Consider the following 19,135-nt stretch of genomic DNA (forward strand, 5'->3'; position numbering starts at 1 on the left):
TGAGCTGAGCTACTTTCTCTTTCCCACAAGTTTTTGAAAGCAACTATTCCTGAAAGCAATGCGGGGGAAAAGTTATGAACAGTGTACGTTTTTTAAATGTTACCTTTATAAATGCCGCACGTCGTTTATTGCGAAGAGTATGGGTTTCAACCTGGGTGTGGGCGGCACTATGCAGTTCAACTGTTTTTGCTGATCCTGTCGATTGGGAGAAAAAGCCATGGTTCAGGTATTTTACTCAGGATGTTCAGGCGGCTCTTAAAGGAACCCCAAACCCGGAAGATTATCTGGCATTACGTTCTTATAAAGGAATGAAAGATATATGGGAGGAGGCTTTCAAAAAAACAGACCCCCATGATATTGCACTGTTCGGTGTAAAACACAGGCTTACATGGAAACAGATGGACGATATGAGTAAACAGATTGCCGGCTATCTTCAACAGGCTAAAAGAGAGGGTCGTATAGGTGAAAATAACCGTGTAGGTGTGCTGATGCCAACATCACCTCAGGCTGCGGTTGTTTTTCTTGGGATCTTCCGGGCTGGCCTTGTACCTGTGAGCCTGCTGGCATCCGGTGAACAGCCTGAAATTCTGGGTGGAAAGCTGGCAGATCAGCTGAGTATTGCCAGGCCAGGCTGTTTGATTGGCATGAACACCCATAGCAAGGCCGTAAAAATAGCCCAGGAGAAACTGAGACATTCCGGGCTTCATGGAGTGGCTGATATGCATATGGTTTTCAGCAGTTTGTTTGATACAGAGGAAAACGTCAGTTTCGTAACTGAAAAAGCTCATCAGCTCTTATCAGGCGCAGCAAGAGCTGTTGGTGGAACACAGGGGATGCCTCATGGAGCAGTTACCCTGGAATCAATTCTGAATGGTGGGAAGCAGGAGTATCAGGACGTTTCACCGGCTCTTGACGATGTTGCCATGATGCAATTTACCAGCGGCACAACAGGTTTACCTAAAGGTATGGAGCTAACCAACAGAAACCTGGCCAGCATGATTATGCAAGTTGAGGCACTGTTGGAATCTCAGCTACAAGGCATCAATAAGCCAGTGATATTTCAACCTGCCCCTATGACCCATGCGATGGGCTTTATGTTTACCATGGGTTTACTTCCACTGCTTAAGGGCCGGGCCAATCTGGTATCCAGGCCATCTGATAATAAAATAATGATGGCGGCCTTTAAAGAAGGGGCGCCGGATATAGTGCTTGGAACAGGCAAAATGCTTCTTAGCCTGTTCAATGAGAGGAATTATCCTGATATACGCAGTACTTTGAGGGGGGGTAATCCGCGAATTGTTCTTGCCGGTGCCACAGCTATAGATCAAAACGCCCGGAGTAAGATAAAAGGAGCTTCAGGAACTGAGCTGTCAGAAGGTTATGGAATGTCTGAAACCACCGTTGGACATGCTACCGGTATAGGGGTTCCCGGAGGAGGGATGGTTCCTCTGCCCTGGCAGGATCGTCTGGTTCTGGATGAAGAAAAAATCAGAGTCCTGCAGGATTTACAGAATGTTGAACTTGAACAATATCAGGCTGAACCGAAACTATATCTCGATAGTAATGGCAAAGAGGTAAGAAGAGGTATATTGCTGGTTTCCGGACCTAATGTTATTGATGGATATTATATCAGCCCACATACCTCAGAAGAGGAAGCAAGCCGTATCAGGGGGGAGAATAAACAGACATTTATTACCGATGCCTTTGGTCGAAAATGGATAAATACCGGGGATATTGCCGAGATAGACAATGAAGACAAAATGCTGATTTATGGACGGGCAAAAGATATTGCGAAGATCAGTGGTCGCAATGTAAATCCAGAAAGAGTTCAAGAGGCATTTGTTAAAACGGGAAAAATCAAACGAATAGCGGTTTACAGCGTACCGAAAAATCCTGCTGTGAAAGCTGGTGATGAGCGTTTGGTTGCGTTTATAAGGCTGAAGAAAGAATTCAGACGTTCAACAACTGTTGATGGATTACTGACAGAAGCGAAGGCACTGGGAAGCTTGTCCCAGTATGAAGTTCCACTGGCTTCCATGGTATGGCTGCTTGATGGGAAGAAAATCCGGTTTCCTGAAACCCCCTTACAGAAACTGCAACGACGTAAACTGAAAGAGCAGACAACAGACTTTATGATTGATATTGCTCAGGGTGAGAATGCAGAATTTACTGATGAGCAATATATTCAGGCCCTGATTCAGCAGATACAGACTTTAAAGGTCAAATAATAGCTTTAGTTTCACTTCACTGTTTCGTGTTTCTCCTCCTCCATGTAAGCAACAGCGTTGACTTACATGGAGGAATAGGGGATTCAGAATTTTTATCATTGATGCAACCAGTTATTGGTGTTCAGTTATTGGTGTAAAGAGTTAAGCAGGCGTTTAACGGAAGAAACATGACGTCTGCTGACGGTCATCGGCGCTTCTTTGCCCCGGATATGCAGTTCGTAGAATCCCTGTGCATTTTTTGAAAGACTTTCTATAGATTTGTGGGCAACAAGAGCGTTCCTGTGAATGCGAACAAAGCTTTCGCCCAGTCTGTCCTGCAGGCTTTTCAGGGATTCATCAATTAACACTTCTCCCTTACTGTACATCACCGTGACGTACTTATGATCCGCATGGAAAAGGGTGATGTCATCCACAGGAATCAGTTCAATACCCTTGCGGGTTTTTGCTGTGATATGGCTCTCTTTTGCCGTATTTTTCTGGCGATTATCGAGGGCTGTTAACTGTGAACGGGTTAAGCGTTGGGCCTTTATCAGAGTGCTGGCCAGCTGTTCCTGGCGAACAGGTTTGAGAAGGTAATCTGCGGCCCGGGCTTTGAAGGCATCAAGAGCGTGTTGATCGTAAGCAGTGCAGAAGATAACGGCTGGTGGTGTTTCCATCTCTGCAATTTTCCGGGCACAGGTCAGGCCGTTCATACCGGGCATATGGATGTCCAGCAAAACAATATCTGGAGAGAAACGTTCTATCTGTTCCAGAGCCTGGGGGCCGCTGGAGGCTTCTTCCGCGACAGGCTGCACCCCTTCAATACGTTCAAGCATAACCCGCAAACGTTCCCGGGCCAGCGGTTCATCATCGCAGATCAGTACCTTCATAGCGTTACGTTTTCTTATTGTTCAAGGGGCAGATAATCCGGGTTTCAAACCAGTCGCGATCTTCCGCTCGAATAACTCCGGTTTGCAGATGGCCTTTTTCGCCATAAATGGCCTGTAAACGGTCTGCGATATTTCTTAGTGCCAGCTCGTTTCCAGGTTTTTTCTTGCTGATATTTTCCTCGGGAAGTGTGTTGCGCACAATCAAATACAGAGACGCTTGGTCATGATGTACCCGGATATCAATAATACCGCCGTCAGGGTCGGGCTGTATGCCATGGGTTATGGCGTTTTCAAGAACAGGTTGCAGGCAAAGTCGAGGCAGGAGTGCATCATCGGGGGACTCTGTTGCAGACCAGTTCACTGAAAGCCGAGAGCCAAACCGCAGTGATTCAATATTGAGATATTGCCGTGCAAGCGCAATCTCTTCTTCAACGGATACAAGAATGCTGGCTTTATCAAGACTGGCCCGAAACAGGTCGGACAAATCCTCCACCACCTGTTCCGCCAGAACCGGACGTGTGGAAATGAGGCTGGCAATGGTATTCATGCTGTTAAAAAGAAAATGCGGCTGAATACGGGATTGCAGGGACTGGATACGGGCATTGAGTTCCGCCTGCTGCTGCCGTGATAGCTCTTTTTGCAGGTAGAAGTAACGGAACATAATGGTGCAGATAATCAGGGCAATAACATTGTTCCGCAGCAGCTGTCCGCTCTGTTCCTGCCAGAAATTCACAGGCTGAAATAATGACTGACTAACTGGCGATAGTGTATCCAGCAGGTAGCCGGCAATCAGGGTGAAGAGTGTGGTGATAAGCAAACACACTGAGAACCCAACAATTGCGATAACGGGCGTTCCGGCTTGAGCAAGAAAGGGGCGTAAGGCACAGATAAGGCCGGCGGAAGAGAGCACAATCCACTGTACAAACAGGGATGTAAGGGCGAGCTTGTTCCAGTCAAGAGTGCCGGAACCGGTCCAGGCGAGTACAAGTACAAGAACAAAAAGTTCAGCGACAAGAACTAGCAGAAAAACCGCCCGGGATGAGCAGAAATTTGGAAGAAAAAAACGATCTGCTTCGTTGCCTGTCAGATTCATGGGCAAAAGAGCAACTCATGATTATTAGGATTTATATACCTGTTATACCGTTTATCGGCAGGCGAAGGAATGCCGGGCAAGGTATAATGCGGCAAATTTCGTAATCCAAGCAGAATAACAGAGCCAGTATTTACGATGACAGACCAGAAGAAATCCAATCAGCAATGGGGTGGACGTTTCAGCGAACCGGTTGATGAGTTTGTCGCACGGTTTACCGCATCAATTGATTTCGACAAGCGTCTGTATCATCACGACATTATGGGTTCGGAAGCCCATGCAAAGATGCTGAACAAGGCTGGAATTCTGACTGAAGAAGAGCTGACCAGTATTTTGACTGGCCTGCAGGAAATCAGGGAGGAGATTGAGCAGGGAGAGTTTGAATGGAGCGTAGCCCTGGAAGATATTCATATGAATATCGAAGCAAGGCTCACCGACAAGATTGGTATTGCCGGCAAAAAACTGCACACCGGACGTTCAAGAAATGATCAGGTGGCAACGGATATTCGTCTCTGGCTGAGGGATGAAATTGATAACATTCTGGGGGAGTTGCAGAGACTTCAGGACGGCCTGACTGAACTCTCCGGGAAAGAGAATAAAACCATTATGCCTGGTTTTACTCACCTGCAGGTGGCACAGCCAATTACCTTCGGCCATCATCTGAGAGCCTGGAGAGAAATGCTGGTAAGGGATTACAGTCGCATGGAAGACTGTAAGAAACGTATGAACCTGTGTCCGTTAGGCTCTGCAGCCCTGGCGGGAACCACCTTCCCTATCGACAGACACTTTACCGCTCAAGAACTCGGCTTTGATGGCCCGACAGCGAATTCACTGGACTCTGTGAGTGACCGTGATTTCGCCATTGAGTTCTGTTCGGCCAGCGCATTGATTCTGACCCACCTTTCCAGAATGTCTGAAGAGCTGGTGCTGTGGACATCCCAGCAGTTTGATTTTATCGAAATGCCGGATCGTTTCTGCACGGGGTCATCCATTATGCCCCAGAAGAAAAACCCGGATGTGCCTGAGCTGGTAAGAGGAAAGACAGGTCGGGTAAATGGCCATTTAATGAGCCTGCTTACCCTAATGAAAGGACAGCCCCTCGCCTACAACAAGGATAACCAGGAAGACAAAGAGCCGCTGTTTGATGCTGTTGATACAGTGAAAGACTGCCTCCGTGCTTTTGCTGATATGGTACCCCATATCAAATCCAAGCCGGAAAATATGAGAGCTGCGACAAAGAAAGGCTTCGCCACCGCCACTGACCTTGCCGACTACCTGGTGAAAAAGGGCGTTCCCTTCCGGGAAGCCCATGAGATTGTGGGTAAGGCCGTGGCTTATGGCCTGAACACCGGGAAAGACCTCTCTGAAATGTCACTGGAAGAACTGCAGCAGTTCTCCGGAGTTATTGAGAATGGGGTTCAGGATGCGCTTTCACTTGAGGGGTGTATTCAGGCGCGAGGGCATGTTGGGGGGGCTGGGGAAACTTGATTGATGCCGGGCTGTCTGCTCAGTTTTGGCGGGCAGCTAGTTTCTTGAGCACAAAACCCAAGCTCGTCTGCCAGTTTCGTTGATAGTTTCCTGGCGGATAGCTTTCGCAATCCAAAACAGAGTACTCCGGACGAGGGGCCTTAGTAGGGTACTCTGCAGTAGATATCGCTTTCAGCCGGGGCTTTTTCTCTAGCATGTTAATTTTATGTGCTTGGTCAATAATGGCTCTAGAAAATCCATGCCAGCTGGTAATGTCAGAGCCAGAGAAGTGGTAAATACCGAAGTCTGGTACAGCCTCTTCTGAGGTTATTGCATCAGCCAAAGATAATATAGCATCAGCCAAGTCTCCAGCATAAGTTGGGCAGCCATACTGATCAGCAACAATTGCAAGGGAATCTCGTTCTGAAGCGAGGTGCAGAATACTCTTCACGAAATTTGTGCCATGCTCGCTGAAAACCCAGGATGTTCTAATTATATAGTGCTTTTGAGATTGCCCTAGAACTTCACGCTCGCCTTCATATTTTGTTCTGCCATAAACGCTTTTGGGGCTGCACTTATCCCTTACGCCATAAGGGACTGTGGCTGTACCATCAAAAACGTAATCGGTAGAAATGTGTATTAAGGGGATACCAGAAGAGTGACAGGCTTGCGCTAAATACTTGGGGCCAAGCCGATTTACCCTGTCAGCGTTAGTTTGATCATCTTCAGCTTTGTCCACAGCAGTATATGCTGCTGTGTTAATAACAAGTGTGGGCTTATGTAAGGTGAAAAAATTAGAGATGGCTTTCTGATCAGAAATATCCAGGCTATTTCGATCCGTTGCGATTATTGAGAAAGAACTTCCGTTGGCTCTCTCCATGATACAGGAGCCAAGCTGACCACTAGAACCAGTAAGAAGTACGTTCATCAAAATAGCTCTTTAAATGGGAGTGCTTTGGCGTCTTTATCTGAGAGGATTGGTTCTTGAACTGGCCAGTCTATTGAGATGTCCGGATCATTCCACATTATTGAAGCCTCGTACTCAGGATGGTAGTAGTCAGTGCATTTGTACTCAAAGTCTGCAGACTCTGACAATACAACAAAACCATGAGCAAACCCCGGGGGAACCCAGAATTGCCTCTTATTGTTTTCAGAGAGAATGACGGAATCCCATTTGCCAAGAGTTGGCGATGAAGGCCTTACATCGACAGCGACATCAAAGACCTCTCCTCGGACAACTCTTACAAGCTTGCCTTGTGGATGTTTAGTTTGAAAATGCAGTCCTCTTAGGACATCTTTGGTGGATCGTGAGTGATTATCTTGAACAAAAGTCGAGGGAATACCGATTTCCTCATAACGCTTAGCCTGAAATGTTTCGAGAAAGAAGCCGCGATCATCACCAAAAACACTGGGCTCAATTATTAGCAGGTCAGGAATACTTGTTGTAACAACCTTCATTAGTGAGTTTCCTTCAGTAGTCTGAGCAAGTATTGTCCGTAATCAGTTTTGTTCATGCTTGTGGCGGACTTTTCGAGCTCAGAAGGAGTAATCCAGTTTTGGTTAAAGGCTATTTCTTCTAGGGCTGCAACTTTAAAGCTCTGGCGTTTTTCAACGGTTTGAACAAACTGGCCTGCTTCTAGCAGACTGTCATGAGTTCCAGTATCAAGCCAGGCGAACCCCCTACCCAAAAGTGTGACGTGAAGGTTGTCTGACTTTAGGTACTGCTGATTGACATCTGTAATTTCCAGTTCGCCACGTGGAGATGGTGTAATTCTCTTGGCAATATCAATAACCTTATTGTCATAGAAATACAGACCAGTTACAGCGTAGCTTGATTTAGGCTGAACGGGCTTTTCCTCAATGCCAGTGGCTTTACCGCTTTCGTCAAATGAAACGACTCCAAATCGCTCTGGATCACTCACGTGATAGCCAAAAATAGTGGCACCTTGAGAACGATTCTTAGCCTCAAGTAACTGAGAGGAGAAATGCTGACCGTAGAAAATATTGTCTCCCAGTATTAAACATACATTGTCTTGGCCAATGAATTTTTCGCCAATTAGAAATGCCTGGGCTAGACCTTCTGGTTGCGGTTGCTCAGCATAAGATAGGGACATACCAAACTGGCTACCATCTCCAAGCAGTGCTTTAAAAAAAGGTAAGTCTCTGGGGGTGGAAATAATAAGTATATCCCTAATCTCGGCCAGCATCAGAACCGAGAGAGGGTAGTAAATCATGGGCTTGTCATAGACGGGCAGTAACTGCTTCGATACACCTAATGTAATTGGGTGTAGGCGGGATCCCGATCCCCCAGCTAAAATGATGCCTTTGGTTGTTCTTTCGGGGTTTGACATTAGCTGTTCTCCCCCAAGCGATCTAATTTGTAATCGCCTGATAGAATACCTTCCCACCAGTTTTTATTGTTCAAAAACCATAGAACTGTTTTTCTCAGCCCAGTCTCAAAAGTTTCTTTTGGACGCCAGTCGAGTTCTCGAGAGATCTTCGAGGAATCAATAGCGTATCGTACGTCATGGCCGGGCCTATCCGGTACAAAATGGATCAGGTCTCGATAGTTGGTTATACCGGCAGGCTTATTGGGAGCTAACTCTTCAAGAAGAGCGCAAATATTGAGTACAACATCAATGTTCTTCTTCTCGTTATGTCCACCTATGTTGTAAGTGTTCCCTTCAACACCGGTCGTGAGAACCGTATACAAAGCTTGTGCATGATCATCGACATAGAGCCAGTCCCGAATCTGGCTGCCATCACCATATACAGGAAGAGGTTGGCCCTTTAATGCACTAATTATGATATGTGGGATTAGCTTCTCTGGAAAATGATAAGGCCCATAATTATTCGAGCAGTTGGTAACGACTGTTGGAAGACCGTATGTCCTATTCCACGCTCTGACTAAATGGTCTGACCCTGCTTTTGAGGCAGAGTAAGGGCTGCTGGGATTATATGGAGTCTCTTCTTTAAATAAATCATCTGTACCGTGAAGATCACCAAAAACTTCATCGGTTGAGATGTGGTGAAACTTGAACTTCTCTTTCCCTTCAGGTGAAAGACTTTGGTAATGCTGTTTACTAGCCTCAAGTAGATTAAAAGTACCAATTAAATTGGTTTCAATAAATTTAGCGGGGCTATCAATAGATCTATCGACATGTGACTCGGCAGCCAAATGCATAACTAAATCAGGATAATGTTTCCTGAAGATGGAGTGCATTGTCTCAAAGTTGTTGATGTTTTCTTTCTCAAAGAAATAGTTTTTTTCTTTCAAACTTTGAGATACAGAGTTGGGGTTGCCTGCATATGTTAAAGCATCAACATTGATAACAGTATGTGAGGTGTGAGTCAGTATGTGGCGGACGACAGCGCTGCCAACGAATCCATATCCACCTGTAATAAGAATCTTCATTTTGTGAGCTTGCTTTTTTGAAGTCTTGATACTTATGTTTTCACATAAGCGATTTTAAGATACTCTTAATGACTTTTAAGTTGTAATACTCAAAAGGTAGTTCTGTTAGAAGTTTTTTGAATGTGGCTTTGTCTGATGTGGCTGATTTATATAGCAGGGATCTTACATTGAGAGCACGAGACTCTTTATGTAGAGGGTGTGATTTGAACTGGTCGATGGTATCCAATATCGCCTTAGACATGAAGCTAAGGTTCTTATATGTATTTTGAGAATGAACACGATAGTATGCAACTGTGTCATCACTTATAAAAGCTCTCTCTCCTTTAGATGTTAGCAGTAATGCTATATATAAATCTTCGAGCTTGATGGTTGTATTAAATCCATCGTGCTTGCGTAAGATATCACTCCGGAATATCATTGTGGGTGCAGGTATTCCGCTCCTTTTGCCCAGGAATATATCTTCAAAAGATATAAAGCCTGCCTCTCTAACCTTGTTCTTTTTTGATGGCGTATTCTTCTCATCTATTGTTATTATGTTACCACCTAGCAATGCAATAGATGGATCTGCCTCCATGGTGGTTACTTGTTTTTGCACCCTATCATCAAACATTATGTCATCAGAGCCAAAGGGGATGAAATACTTCCCTTGACTCTTTTCCAACATGTGATTGAGGTTGCTAGGAAGTCCTCCGTTCTCTTTTTCTTGGAAAGAAAAGGAGAATTTATCTGCAAGAGGTCTTAGCAATGAGGGAGAATTATCACTTGATCCGTCGTCAATAACTAAGAGTTCAATATTCTTGTAGGTCTGATTTAGAATGCTGTTTATGCAGTCACCAATGTAAGGACCATGGTTGTAAGAAGATACTGCAACGGTGACAAGGGGTTCTTTATTCATGTTTATCTTTGGAAAGAGGGGGAGCTATGCAAGCGATTAGTAATGCGAGAGGAAACCAGAACTTAAACCATGAAAGACCAGGTCTTGATAGCATTGATGAGCCCTCCGTCAGACTGCATGAGAGGCTAAATGTAACCAAGGCTATCGCAATTGTTATCTCTTTTATATGTCTTAATCTAAAAGATTTATAGTATATATATGAGCAGAATAATAGAAATGCAGATAGCCCTAAGGCTCCAGAAAAATATGCTACCTGCAAAAATAGATTATGAGTATCATAGAGCTCAAGTGGGGGTACGCTAATGATTATGGTGCTATCGAATCCGTAGCCTAACAATGGATTTTCTAATACTTTGAGGAAGCTTTCTTTCCAAATATCTAAGCGAAAAGAAGTTCCCCTCTCCAAAATGGTGCTCGGATGAATGATAAAAATACCTAATATGGTCGCTGCAAATGCTCCGTAAGCTATTTTTGTGTATTTATTCCAGTTATATAATCCTACTGTTAATAGTGAAATTGCGATTGCCAATAGAGGGGTTCGTGACTGCGTTTGCAAAATAAGAATGAGTATTAATGTAGCCTGAGTCACATCTAAGAGGGAAATGTGTTTTTCAGTTATCGTGCGGCTGATAATGAAGGTAAAGAAAAATCCGTAAGTGAAACTGACAGGTAGAGGATTGTAAAGTATGTCGTTATTGTATGGCTCATACCCAAATCGATAACTGGAGAACAAAGTTCCATCAATGTACATTGATGTTAAGTGATAAAGTGCTGAGATTGAACAGAGTAATGTTGCAAGTTTGTAGAATTTGATGGTGAGGGTTTTGGATTTTTGAAACAGAATTATATTAAGGTAGATGTAAATGATTATGAATATGGCGCGTTTTAATAGATGCCCTGTGGACATGTCTGAGTCTGACCATGAGAGCGATATGACCTGTATGATAAAGTAGGTTGATAACAATAATACTGCTGGCTGGGTGATGAAGTGTAGGAGCTTTTCTCGGTATAAGAGTATATGTACGAGCGATGGCAGCAGAACCAGAATATAGAAGAATGTCTTGTATGAATTTATGCTTGGCATAAAAAATACGCCAGATAAAGCATAGAGAAGTCCAAAGAATAAGACATGGTCTAATAAAGTTAACTGATTTTCTTGAGGCATTTTTTAATATATAATAAATTCTAATTTATACGCTTTAGATGTAACGCTTCTGTCTCAAGCGCTGAGGTTTTGGGCGGTTTCATGGGCTACGATTATACTCGATTTGAATACCCAAAACATTGATGTCTGTGGGTTGACTTGCCTACGGATTCTGAGCAATTACTGAAAATGCGTAGATTTAAATATATGTTCTAATTCGAACAGCTATTTTTTCAAAAGGCGAGGCTCGGTACTCTGTCTCTGGAATAGAATTGATTATATTGCAAAGTTTATCCCCTATTGACTTGAATTTGTGGTTTTTGTTTGCAAGCTTTTGTCCCTCTTTTGCAATGTTTCCAGTCAAAGTGGGATTGGAACGGAGAATGTTTATTTTCTTGATGAGTTCTTCTTTATTGCTATACAGTACAACATTTTCCATGTCGCATAACCCTTGTCCCTCTTCCTCTCCCCTTCCTTGTCTATATGCAATTAGGACGCAGCCGCAAGCCATAGCTTCATAGTTCTTGGCCATGTACTCATTTAGTCCGACGTCTGCACTGATGAAGTATTTTATTTTACTTAGGGTTTCTCTATACTCTTTAATAGAACTGGTTCTAAGAGCCTTCAAGCCTTCGTTTTCTATCAAGTATTCTAAGAGATCCTTTCTCTTAGAGTAGGTGTTACTTTTGTAACGCCCGATAAAGCCAAGCTCAATACTCCTATCTTCTTTGACAGGGTATATTGATTTTTCATCATATCCTTTCTGTAAATATACGGCATTATAACCATCGCCGGAGAAATTTTTCGTTGTTATTATGCCGGATAGAATTAGGTGTGGTTTTTTCAGTTTCTGATAGAAATCTGTAAATTTTCCATGCCATTTAGACTCTTTTATTCGATCCTGACAAGCGTCTATTTCAAGCATTGCCAGATTCTTGTAACAACCAAGATGTCTTGTTTGGTTGTGTATTCTCTTGAAAAAAAGGTCTATTAATATAATGTCAAATGTAGAGTGGTTTTGCTTTGCAAAAATTTTCCTTAGGTTTTTCTGTTCTTTTGATGTTACTTTTATCAGGGTTACATCATGCTGCTTTGAGAGCTCTTTATACACTAAGTCAATGTTAGGGAGCCTTTCCTTGGAGCAGAGAACAAGTATTTTTCTTCTCTTGAAGTTCATTTTTTCTCGCAGTGTTTAAGAAAAGTTAATATGAATTTTCTTGTGTAAGACCACTTTAATATGTTTCTCGGCTTTATATTGACTGCCTGCTTATAGTATTTTCTTGTCTCGATATACTCGCCTGATAAATAGTGTGAACGCGACAGGGATAGTAATCTCAGTGACATATAGTCTTTTTTATATTTTTTCAGGGTTTTCGGTAGAGCTGAATGGCTAAATATTTCATCAACTATTCTGGTTTCGACGTTTTTTGCGTATTGTGTATTGTGCCTGAGACTATCATCATGCTTATGGATCTTGTTGATGGCTTGCTCTGTGATAGATGTTTTATATCTTGCAAGTATATGAGTAAATACAGAGATATCTTCCGAGTTTCTAAAGTTTTTTGGATACCGGTATCTCTTAAACGCTTCCCTGTGGATGGCAGTCGCACCATTAGAGATGGTTAAAGTTTTATCTAAAAGGTAGGCACAAAACCTTTTCTCGGCCGTGTCAGGTAGAAATCCAGGTGCCCGGTGTTTCTCTTTCAGGTTGCTATCAACCGAAATATGACCTCCGATTATCATCCTTGTATCTGGAGTCTCTCTAATAGCGTAGCGAAAGTGATCTAAGGCAGATGGCATGAATTCATCATCTGAGTCCAGAAAGATTAGGAAATCCCCACTTGTTTCATCAATGCCTTTATTTCGTGTGGCAGCAAGTCCTCGATTTTTCTGATTAATGTACCTGAAACGTTCGGGGAAACGTTGATTTAGCTGTATCAGAAGTTCTTCAGTATTATCCGTAGACCCATCATTAATCACTAGAACTTCATAATCATCTCCAGGCTGATTAATGGCTGAAGCGAGCGCCCTGGGTAGGGTGCTCGCATAGTTGTAAGCCGGAATGACTATACTAAAAAGCAAAGGTTCAGACATACTCCGGAAAATCCCCCTTCACAACCAGAATATCTTCCATAATCAAGTACTGAAGATCAGAACCAAAGAACATATTCAGGGCATCAGTAGGCGTGCACACAACAGGCTCGCCACGACGGTTCAGGGATGTATTCAGCACTACACCATTGCCAGTGAGTTTCTCCATCTCTTCCATAAGGGCGTAGTAGCGGTCGTTCATGCCGGGCTTGAGGGCCTGAGCACGGGAAGTGCCGTCTTCGTGAACAACTTCCGGTACCCGTGTTTTCCACTCTTCATTCACTTCAAAAGTGAAGGTCATGTAGGGAGCGGGGTGATCAACCTTGAACATTTCTTTGGCGGTACGCTCCAGCATGCTGGGGCAAAAAGGACGCCAGCGCTCGCGGAACTTGATCTGTTCGTTGATACGATCAGCAATGCCCGGGTGGTTGGGGCAGCCTACGATGCTTCGTCCTCCCAGGGCGCGGGGACCAAATTCCATACGGCCCTGGAACCAGGCCACAGGGTTTCCTTCGTGGAGAATCCTGGCAATGTTCTGAGGAACATCACTGATTTTCCTGAACTTGGGTTTGTCAGCGTGCTTCTCACAGGCTTCAATAACCTGCTCGTTGGTGAAAGAGGGGCCGAGATAAACATGCTCCATCTTTTCAACTTTTTTGCCTCGCATCACTGAAACATAGGAGGCTGCGCCGATAGCTGTACCGGCATCGCCGGAAGCGGGCTGCACGAACAGCTCCTTCACTTCGGGGCGGGCAACAATCTTCTGGTTCAGTTTTACGTTCAGAGCGCCACCACCAGAGAAGGCAATTTTTCCAGTTTCTTTGATGATATCGCCCAGGTAGTGATCCATCAGGCCGAGAGTGACTTTCTCATACAGCGCCTGAATAGAGGCTGCGTAGTGAATGTACGGGTCGTCAGCCATATCGCCTTTGCGACGGGGGCCAAGCCACTTCACTAGCTCAGGGGTAAAGTAGAAACCTTTACCCTTTTCCTTGTAACGGCGCAGGCCGACAACGTTTGTCAGCTTGGTGTTTACCTTGAAGTCTTTACCATCAAAGTCGATCAGGCGGCTAAGGTCGTATTTATTGGGGTCACCATAGGGTGCCATGCCCATAACCTTGTATTCACCGTCCAGCATATCGAAGCCGAGGTATTCGGTGATGGCGCCGTAAAGCCCACCAAGTGAATCGGGATCGTAGAACTCTTTGATTTTGTGAATCTTGCCGTTTTCGCCATAACCAAAGAAGGTGGTAGCGTATTCGCCCTTGCCATCAACACCCATAATGGCGGTTTTCTCTTTAAAACCGCTCAGATGATAGGTACTGGATGCGTGGGCCAAGTGGTGCTCAACGGGTTCAAATTCAAAATCACCCCAGGTGAAGCCCAATCCTTCCAGCATATTACGGATCTGGCCGACATAACGCTTGTAACGGCGGTTGCCGTTAAACAGGGCATCCAGGGAGCGATCGGGGGCATACCAGTAACGCTTGGCGTAGTGCCAGCGGGCACCGGAAGAGAGGCTGATGGGCGCCATGGGAACGGCAACAATATCAACATCGGCAGGTTTAATCCCGGCCTGCTGCATTACAAACCGTGTGGACTCTACCGGCATTTTGCCTTTAGCGTGTTTATCGCGAATCAGTCGTTCTTCTTCAACTGCGGCAACCAGCTTTCCATCAATATACAGGGCTGCGGATGGGTCATGGCCAATAGCGCCAGATACACCAAGAATGATCATGGATGGTTCCTTACTCTGAATCCCGATCGGTATTTAATTGGGTAATAATTGGAGAAAAAATTTTTTTGGCTGGAGTAATATCCAGCCAGTTTTTAGCAAACCGCTTCAGGTCTGTCTGATGTGCCTGTTCAAATCTGGATGGGCTCTTATAGGATATCATTGCATCCAGATCAATTAATGTGGGAACACCATCAACCAGCAGAATATTAGTGGCTTTCATATCTCCATGGCAAACAAGCGCGCGCTTCAGCTTGTACAGCATATCCCCTATGGACTCGGCAACCTGCTGGCTGTTGTTCGGCAGAGGAGTTTGGGAAAACCATTCCAGGGCATGGGGCGCTGGTTCATAGCTGTTTACAAGGTAGCTGCAGGTTGTAATCGGACCGAAACGTTTTTCCATCATAGCCAGAGGACGGGGAGTATTAATACCCAGCATCTCCAGCAAATGGCCGTTCAGCCAGCTGATTCTGGCCCGGGATGGCATCAGGCAGCGAAGGTATTTGTGCAGGATGCCTTTCCTGCTTTTGTAGCGCTTGATAAATACCTGTTTCCCATCACTTAAAGTGACAATGGCAACTGTATTGGTGCGCCCCCGTTTCAGGATTGTGCCCGCTTCTATTAAAGGCTCCGGATTATCCAGAAAATGTCGCAAAGCGGGGGAATCCGTTTGCTTGTCAAAAGCCGCAAACCGACGCCAGCTTTTTTCTACCCTGAAGCGTGTACAGTTACGCAGGGACTTTTGAATAAAACGTTCCCGCCATTTCCGTTGCTTCTGTACTTCCCGGGAGAATGTGGCTTTATTTGTTTCCTGGGTAAACTGTGGGGCACAGGCCGTATATGTTTGCCAAAGATCAGGAGTAAAGCGATCGTAAATTGGGAACAGCACTGCCTGAAACAGCGCCAGATTCTTTATGGCCGTCTGGGCATTGAGAGTCAATTTTTGCTCGCAGGCTCCACCATCAATCAAATATAACTGGCCATCTTTCACGAGGAAATTATCAAGATGGATATCCTTCTGATAAACACCCTCTTTGTGCATGGAGGCGATGATTCCAGCAATATTTTTCAGCCAGTGTCTGCGTTTTTCATCTGTTAGCTCTCCACTCCAGATGTTTTCAAAACTTTCTGAATCTTCCAGGTATTCCGTTAGCACCAGGCTGAAAGATGGGCTGGAAAAATGCTCAATCAGTACTGGCGTTTGAACATTCGCTTTTTGGAAACCATAAATGCCATTCAGTTCCCTTTGCTGGTCCCTCTGGGCCTGCGGGCCGAAGAAACACTTGGCTATAACCGTTTTATCGTTATAGCTGGCCTTAAATACAAGGCGCTTTCCGGGCAAAAACCGAAGAACCTCGGTGCATATAAGCTGCCCGGCGGGAAAATCCAGCTGGCAGGGTGCTACGGGCGCTGTTGTCAGGCCGGGAAGGTCATCAATATTAATGAAGAAAAGCTGACCTGCAGTCATTCGCGGCCCTTAAAGAAAACAACAATACGACGGATCATCTCTTTATCATTGTCCGTCAAACGGCTGATATTTTTATAGCGTTTGAAAAAGCGCAGCCTTTGGGTTCGGCTCAGGTGGTATTTACCCATTTTATCCAGACAGGCCAGATCTTTGATAATTCGATATCGAAGGAAAGGGCCAAACCACCGTTGTCCGGCCGGGCAGTCGATCAGGTAAATCTGAGGATTCTCCTGGTCATTGTTCACCAGAACATTACGCCATTTGAAATCGTTGTGGGCGAAACGGTGGTCATGCATGCGACGTGCGGCATTTGCAACCTGATCAGAAACCTGCCGGACCCATTCAGGGTTCTTGAAGCATTCGTGCTTTTTATCAGCCAGATCCGCAAGGTCCCGGGTATTTGGCAGTTCCTTGGTAATAAGAGCACCCTGTCCTGCCCGGGTAAGAAAGCGTTCTTCGCCGTAAGCAACCAGTTGAGCCGTGGGAAGATCAAGTTTGGCAAACATTTTCAAGTTGTTCCATTCCCCCCGCAGGCGGCTGAACCCGAGCCAGCTTCTCAGACCTTTGGTAGAACCGAAACGTTTAACGTAATAGGTCGTGTCATCAATTACATGCCGAAAAACAACACTTTCCGAGTCGCAGGTCACCGGGCGTTCCGGGACCGGAATAGCCAGAACTTTATCCAGGTTGGAGAAAGCCTCTTCAACCGCTGAGTTCCGGTACTTTACGTTGATGGTCCAGCGCACTTTTCGGAGCAAGCTCATGAAATGGCCTCTCCTTTGCGCACAAAACGGCTGTAGAGTTTGGCGGCTTTAGCTTCCAGCCTTTTCCACATTTTTTTGTGGTCTTTCAGGGCCTGCCTTAACGGTTGTCCGGTATAGGCTTTGATAAACCGAAGCTTGTCCCTTTGGGTTAACCCGATATTCAGTGCGGAGAAATAAAGGCCGGCAATATCTTTACGAATCCAGCGCTTTGGAGTTTTATCGCGAATCTGGGAGCGGTGCAGATCGATCAGGGAAACCTTAAGGTTATCCGGGTCTATATTTTCAACACCGTTGGGAATTGCCAGAAGGAAGTGGCAGATGTAGTAATCCCGGTGGTTTACGCCGTTGGTATGCAGCAGACGACTGACGTTGCCCAGTTCCTCAATAAGATTCTTCTTCAGTCGGAAAGAGGGCGGATTTTTGGGCCATTCAGCACATAAGTCTTCGAGGCTGATGGTGTTTACCAGGTCTTCAGTCACAATAAAGGACTGCTGTTTGGCAGGGTTGCAGCCTTTCTGGCCATAGGCGACGGTGCTCATGGTTTCCACGCCGATGCTTTCCAGTTTTTTTATTGCCTTCCATTCGTTTTCTGCGCCGAGTACCGGTAAACGAAAGCGAACAAGGTTTTCGATAATCTCAAACCAGCCAACGCCCCGGTGAATCTTGATGAAGTAGCTTTTCCCTTCCTGTTTGAAGCGCAGGGTTTTGCGAGCTTCCAGCTGCCGGAAGATTTCCCCCTGCAGCTGCTCGACTTTTATAAAAGGATCTGTGCCTTTCCAGGCAGTCTGAAAGTCCTCTCGGAGATACAGCACGTGTATCAGAGCTCCCTGTTTATGGCTGTTTATGGTCTTGCTTCTATGATGTCAGCCGCACGCTCAGGCATGCTGTATATATCTGCGCTGTCAGCAAAGGCGAGGGCATTAGCCTGCCACTGGCTCTTCTGTTGTGAGTCGGCATTTAACATATCAGCCAACTGGCGGTTCATGTCATTCTGGCTGAAGGGTGAAGCTATAATATCTCCGGCCCGGGCATCGGTGACATAGTGGGCATAACCACAAACATCCGTACATAACACAGGTAAGCCTGCCACCAGAGCCTCCAGAAGAACTGTCCCTGTGTTTTCGTTATAGGCAGGGTGCAGCAGAAGGTCTGCGCCAACCAGAAAACGGGGAATATCGTCCCGTCCCGCAAAGAAGGTCACCCTATCGAAAATGCCCAATGTTTTGGCCTGGGTCTGAAACAGCCTGGGGTCATCCTGTCCGATAATAAACAGTCTGGTTTTATTGTGAAGCTCTTTGGGGAGTCCTTTCAGCCCTTGTAAAGCACGGTCAACACCTTTGGTTTTAAAGCCGGAACCGACCATAAGAATCAGGTTGTCATCGTCGCTCAGTGAAAACTCTTTGCGAAACTCTTTCCGAATAGAGTCAGCGTTGTTTGCACGCCGACGGTCTCTGGATATGCCCGGTGGCAGAAGATGAAGCCTGTTATCCGGAGTGCCGTAGTACCTTTGGAAAGACTTTCCTTCGTTGGCGGAAATTAACAGAGAAACGGTTTTTGAATCCGAACCAAACACAGCCTGTTCATTAGCTGAGAAATGACGGTAACGACGTGAAAATTTATACCACCCTCCCCGCAGGTTTCGGGCTTTGTGCTCAAAGCAGGTATCGGCCGCGTAGTAAATATCCAGCCCGGGCATTTTGTTAAAGCCAATAACTTTATCAACAGGCGACTGGGTGAGTTGCTGCTGTACCCAGTTGTGGAACTTAATATTACGGCTTGGCGCTGTCAGGGTACGGGGCTTACAGGTATGAACTGTGAATGAATCCGGGCACTCCCCTTCCCAGTCCATGGTGTAAACAGTGATTTGGTGGCCCCGCTGCTGGCAGGCCTGTGCTATGCGCAGGAAATCGCGCTGCAGCCCTCCAAAGGGAAAATACTTATAAAGGATAAAAGCAAGGTGCATCAATCG

Annotated in this window: 17 protein-coding genes; 2 read left to right on the forward strand and 15 right to left on the reverse strand. The window is 45.4% G+C overall.

Annotated features, from left to right (window positions below; genetic code table 11):
* The first annotated feature begins 74 nt into the window (after window positions 1–74).
* On the forward strand, window positions 75–2,228 hold the full coding sequence (locus ACY2RQ_RS03215; protein WP_490111515.1) for a class I adenylate-forming enzyme family protein: 2,154 nt from the start codon (window positions 75–77) through the stop codon (window positions 2,226–2,228).
* A gap of 125 nt (window positions 2,229–2,353) precedes the next feature.
* On the opposite strand, the gene ACY2RQ_RS03220 is transcribed toward ACY2RQ_RS03215, so the two are convergent.
* Both ACY2RQ_RS03220 and ACY2RQ_RS03225 read right to left on the reverse strand, forming a co-directional pair.
* Window positions 2,354–3,097 (reverse strand): LytR/AlgR family response regulator transcription factor, encoded by a 744-nt coding sequence (locus ACY2RQ_RS03220; RefSeq protein WP_490111516.1) that lies wholly within the window; start codon window positions 3,095–3,097, stop codon window positions 2,354–2,356.
* 4 nt (window positions 3,098–3,101) lie between these two features.
* Window positions 3,102–4,190: a sensor histidine kinase gene (locus tag ACY2RQ_RS03225; protein WP_490111517.1), complete on the reverse strand. Its 1,089-nt coding sequence runs from the start codon at window positions 4,188–4,190 to the stop codon at window positions 3,102–3,104.
* A 135-nt stretch (window positions 4,191–4,325) separates the two neighbouring features.
* Between ACY2RQ_RS03225 and argH the strand changes: the two genes are divergently transcribed.
* Entirely contained in the window at window positions 4,326–5,675 is a 1,350-nt protein-coding gene (argH, locus tag ACY2RQ_RS03230; protein ID WP_490111518.1) for an argininosuccinate lyase, read from the forward strand.
* Window positions 5,676–5,694: 19 nt separating this feature from the next.
* Here the strand turns inward: argH and rfbD are convergent, their stop codons facing one another.
* From rfbD to ACY2RQ_RS03295, 13 genes are all read right to left on the reverse strand, one after another.
* A complete protein-coding gene (gene rfbD / locus ACY2RQ_RS03235; RefSeq protein WP_490111519.1) occupies window positions 5,695–6,582 on the reverse strand; it encodes a dTDP-4-dehydrorhamnose reductase in 888 nt (295 codons plus the stop codon).
* A complete protein-coding gene (rfbC, locus tag ACY2RQ_RS03240) occupies window positions 6,582–7,112 on the reverse strand; it encodes a dTDP-4-dehydrorhamnose 3,5-epimerase (protein ID WP_490111520.1) in 531 nt (176 codons plus the stop codon). The genes rfbD and rfbC overlap by 1 nt, the downstream gene beginning before the upstream one ends.
* On the reverse strand, window positions 7,112–8,005 hold the full coding sequence (rfbA, locus tag ACY2RQ_RS03245; protein WP_490111521.1) for a glucose-1-phosphate thymidylyltransferase RfbA: 894 nt from the start codon (window positions 8,003–8,005) through the stop codon (window positions 7,112–7,114). The genes rfbC and rfbA overlap by 1 nt, the downstream gene beginning before the upstream one ends.
* On the reverse strand, window positions 8,005–9,069 hold the full coding sequence (gene rfbB / locus ACY2RQ_RS03250) for a dTDP-glucose 4,6-dehydratase (protein ID WP_490111522.1): 1,065 nt from the start codon (window positions 9,067–9,069) through the stop codon (window positions 8,005–8,007). The genes rfbA and rfbB overlap by 1 nt, the downstream gene beginning before the upstream one ends.
* A 40-nt stretch (window positions 9,070–9,109) precedes the next feature.
* A complete protein-coding gene (locus ACY2RQ_RS03255; protein ID WP_490111523.1) occupies window positions 9,110–9,964 on the reverse strand; it encodes a glycosyltransferase family 2 protein in 855 nt (284 codons plus the stop codon).
* Window positions 9,957–10,871 (reverse strand): O-antigen ligase family protein, encoded by a 915-nt coding sequence (locus ACY2RQ_RS03260; protein WP_490111524.1) that lies wholly within the window; start codon window positions 10,869–10,871, stop codon window positions 9,957–9,959. Before ACY2RQ_RS03260 ends, ACY2RQ_RS03255 begins: the two co-directional genes overlap by 8 nt.
* A gap of 436 nt (window positions 10,872–11,307) precedes the next feature.
* Complete coding sequence (locus tag ACY2RQ_RS03265) at window positions 11,308–12,285, reverse strand: glycosyltransferase family protein (RefSeq protein WP_490111525.1); 978 nt, start codon at window positions 12,283–12,285, stop codon at window positions 11,308–11,310.
* Window positions 12,282–13,202 carry a glycosyltransferase family 2 protein gene (locus ACY2RQ_RS03270; protein WP_490111526.1) on the reverse strand — a complete coding sequence of 307 codons (921 nt, stop codon included), beginning with the start codon at window positions 13,200–13,202 and terminating at the stop codon, window positions 12,282–12,284. The genes ACY2RQ_RS03265 and ACY2RQ_RS03270 overlap by 4 nt, the downstream gene beginning before the upstream one ends.
* Window positions 13,195–14,937, reverse strand: coding sequence for a carbamoyltransferase family protein (locus tag ACY2RQ_RS03275; protein WP_490111527.1), 1,743 nt, complete (start codon window positions 14,935–14,937; stop codon window positions 13,195–13,197). The genes ACY2RQ_RS03270 and ACY2RQ_RS03275 overlap by 8 nt, the downstream gene beginning before the upstream one ends.
* Window positions 14,938–14,947: 10 nt before the next feature.
* On the reverse strand, window positions 14,948–16,402 hold the full coding sequence (locus ACY2RQ_RS03280; protein ID WP_490111528.1) for a lipopolysaccharide kinase InaA family protein: 1,455 nt from the start codon (window positions 16,400–16,402) through the stop codon (window positions 14,948–14,950).
* The gene (locus ACY2RQ_RS03285; RefSeq protein WP_490111529.1) at window positions 16,399–17,166 is read right to left on the reverse strand and encodes a lipopolysaccharide kinase InaA family protein; all 768 of its coding nucleotides are present in this window, start codon (window positions 17,164–17,166) and stop codon (window positions 16,399–16,401) included. The genes ACY2RQ_RS03280 and ACY2RQ_RS03285 overlap by 4 nt, the downstream gene beginning before the upstream one ends.
* A complete protein-coding gene (rfaP, locus tag ACY2RQ_RS03290; protein WP_490111530.1) occupies window positions 17,163–17,978 on the reverse strand; it encodes a lipopolysaccharide core heptose(I) kinase RfaP in 816 nt (271 codons plus the stop codon). Before rfaP ends, ACY2RQ_RS03285 begins: the two co-directional genes overlap by 4 nt.
* A gap of 29 nt (window positions 17,979–18,007) precedes the next feature.
* Window positions 18,008–19,129, reverse strand: coding sequence for a glycosyltransferase family 4 protein (locus tag ACY2RQ_RS03295; RefSeq protein WP_490111531.1), 1,122 nt, complete (start codon window positions 19,127–19,129; stop codon window positions 18,008–18,010).
* Window positions 19,130–19,135 lie beyond the last annotated feature (6 nt).

It is taken from the genome of Parendozoicomonas sp. 209JJ7-1, assembly GCF_058147085.1.

What these genes read in the sequence shown, in the direction of transcription:
- ACY2RQ_RS03225 (WP_490111517.1), bottom strand. Translation starts at nt 4,190, where the DNA reads ATGAATCTGACAGGCAACGAAGCAGATCGTTTTTTTCTTCCAAATTTC.
- ACY2RQ_RS03255 (WP_490111523.1), bottom strand. Translation starts at nt 9,964, where the DNA reads ATGAATAAAGAACCCCTTGTCACCGTTGCAGTATCTTCTTACAACCAT.
- argH (WP_490111518.1), top strand. Translation starts at nt 4,326, where the DNA reads ATGACAGACCAGAAGAAATCCAATCAGCAATGGGGTGGACGTTTCAGC.
- ACY2RQ_RS03220 (WP_490111516.1), bottom strand. Translation starts at nt 3,097, where the DNA reads ATGAAGGTACTGATCTGCGATGATGAACCGCTGGCCCGGGAACGTTTG.
- ACY2RQ_RS03280 (WP_490111528.1), bottom strand. Translation starts at nt 16,402, where the DNA reads ATGACTGCAGGTCAGCTTTTCTTCATTAATATTGATGACCTTCCCGGC.
- rfbB (WP_490111522.1), bottom strand. Translation starts at nt 9,069, where the DNA reads ATGAAGATTCTTATTACAGGTGGATATGGATTCGTTGGCAGCGCTGTC.
- ACY2RQ_RS03215 (WP_490111515.1), top strand. Translation starts at nt 75, where the DNA reads ATGAACAGTGTACGTTTTTTAAATGTTACCTTTATAAATGCCGCACGT.
- rfbD (WP_490111519.1), bottom strand. Translation starts at nt 6,582, where the DNA reads ATGAACGTACTTCTTACTGGTTCTAGTGGTCAGCTTGGCTCCTGTATC.
- ACY2RQ_RS03265 (WP_490111525.1), bottom strand. Translation starts at nt 12,285, where the DNA reads ATGAACTTCAAGAGAAGAAAAATACTTGTTCTCTGCTCCAAGGAAAGG.
- ACY2RQ_RS03270 (WP_490111526.1), bottom strand. Translation starts at nt 13,202, where the DNA reads ATGTCTGAACCTTTGCTTTTTAGTATAGTCATTCCGGCTTACAACTAT.
- ACY2RQ_RS03285 (WP_490111529.1), bottom strand. Translation starts at nt 17,166, where the DNA reads ATGAGCTTGCTCCGAAAAGTGCGCTGGACCATCAACGTAAAGTACCGG.
- ACY2RQ_RS03260 (WP_490111524.1), bottom strand. Translation starts at nt 10,871, where the DNA reads ATGTCCACAGGGCATCTATTAAAACGCGCCATATTCATAATCATTTAC.
- ACY2RQ_RS03275 (WP_490111527.1), bottom strand. Translation starts at nt 14,937, where the DNA reads ATGATCATTCTTGGTGTATCTGGCGCTATTGGCCATGACCCATCCGCA.
- rfbC (WP_490111520.1), bottom strand. Translation starts at nt 7,112, where the DNA reads ATGAAGGTTGTTACAACAAGTATTCCTGACCTGCTAATAATTGAGCCC.
- rfbA (WP_490111521.1), bottom strand. Translation starts at nt 8,005, where the DNA reads ATGTCAAACCCCGAAAGAACAACCAAAGGCATCATTTTAGCTGGGGGA.
- ACY2RQ_RS03295 (WP_490111531.1), bottom strand. Translation starts at nt 19,129, where the DNA reads ATGCACCTTGCTTTTATCCTTTATAAGTATTTTCCCTTTGGAGGGCTG.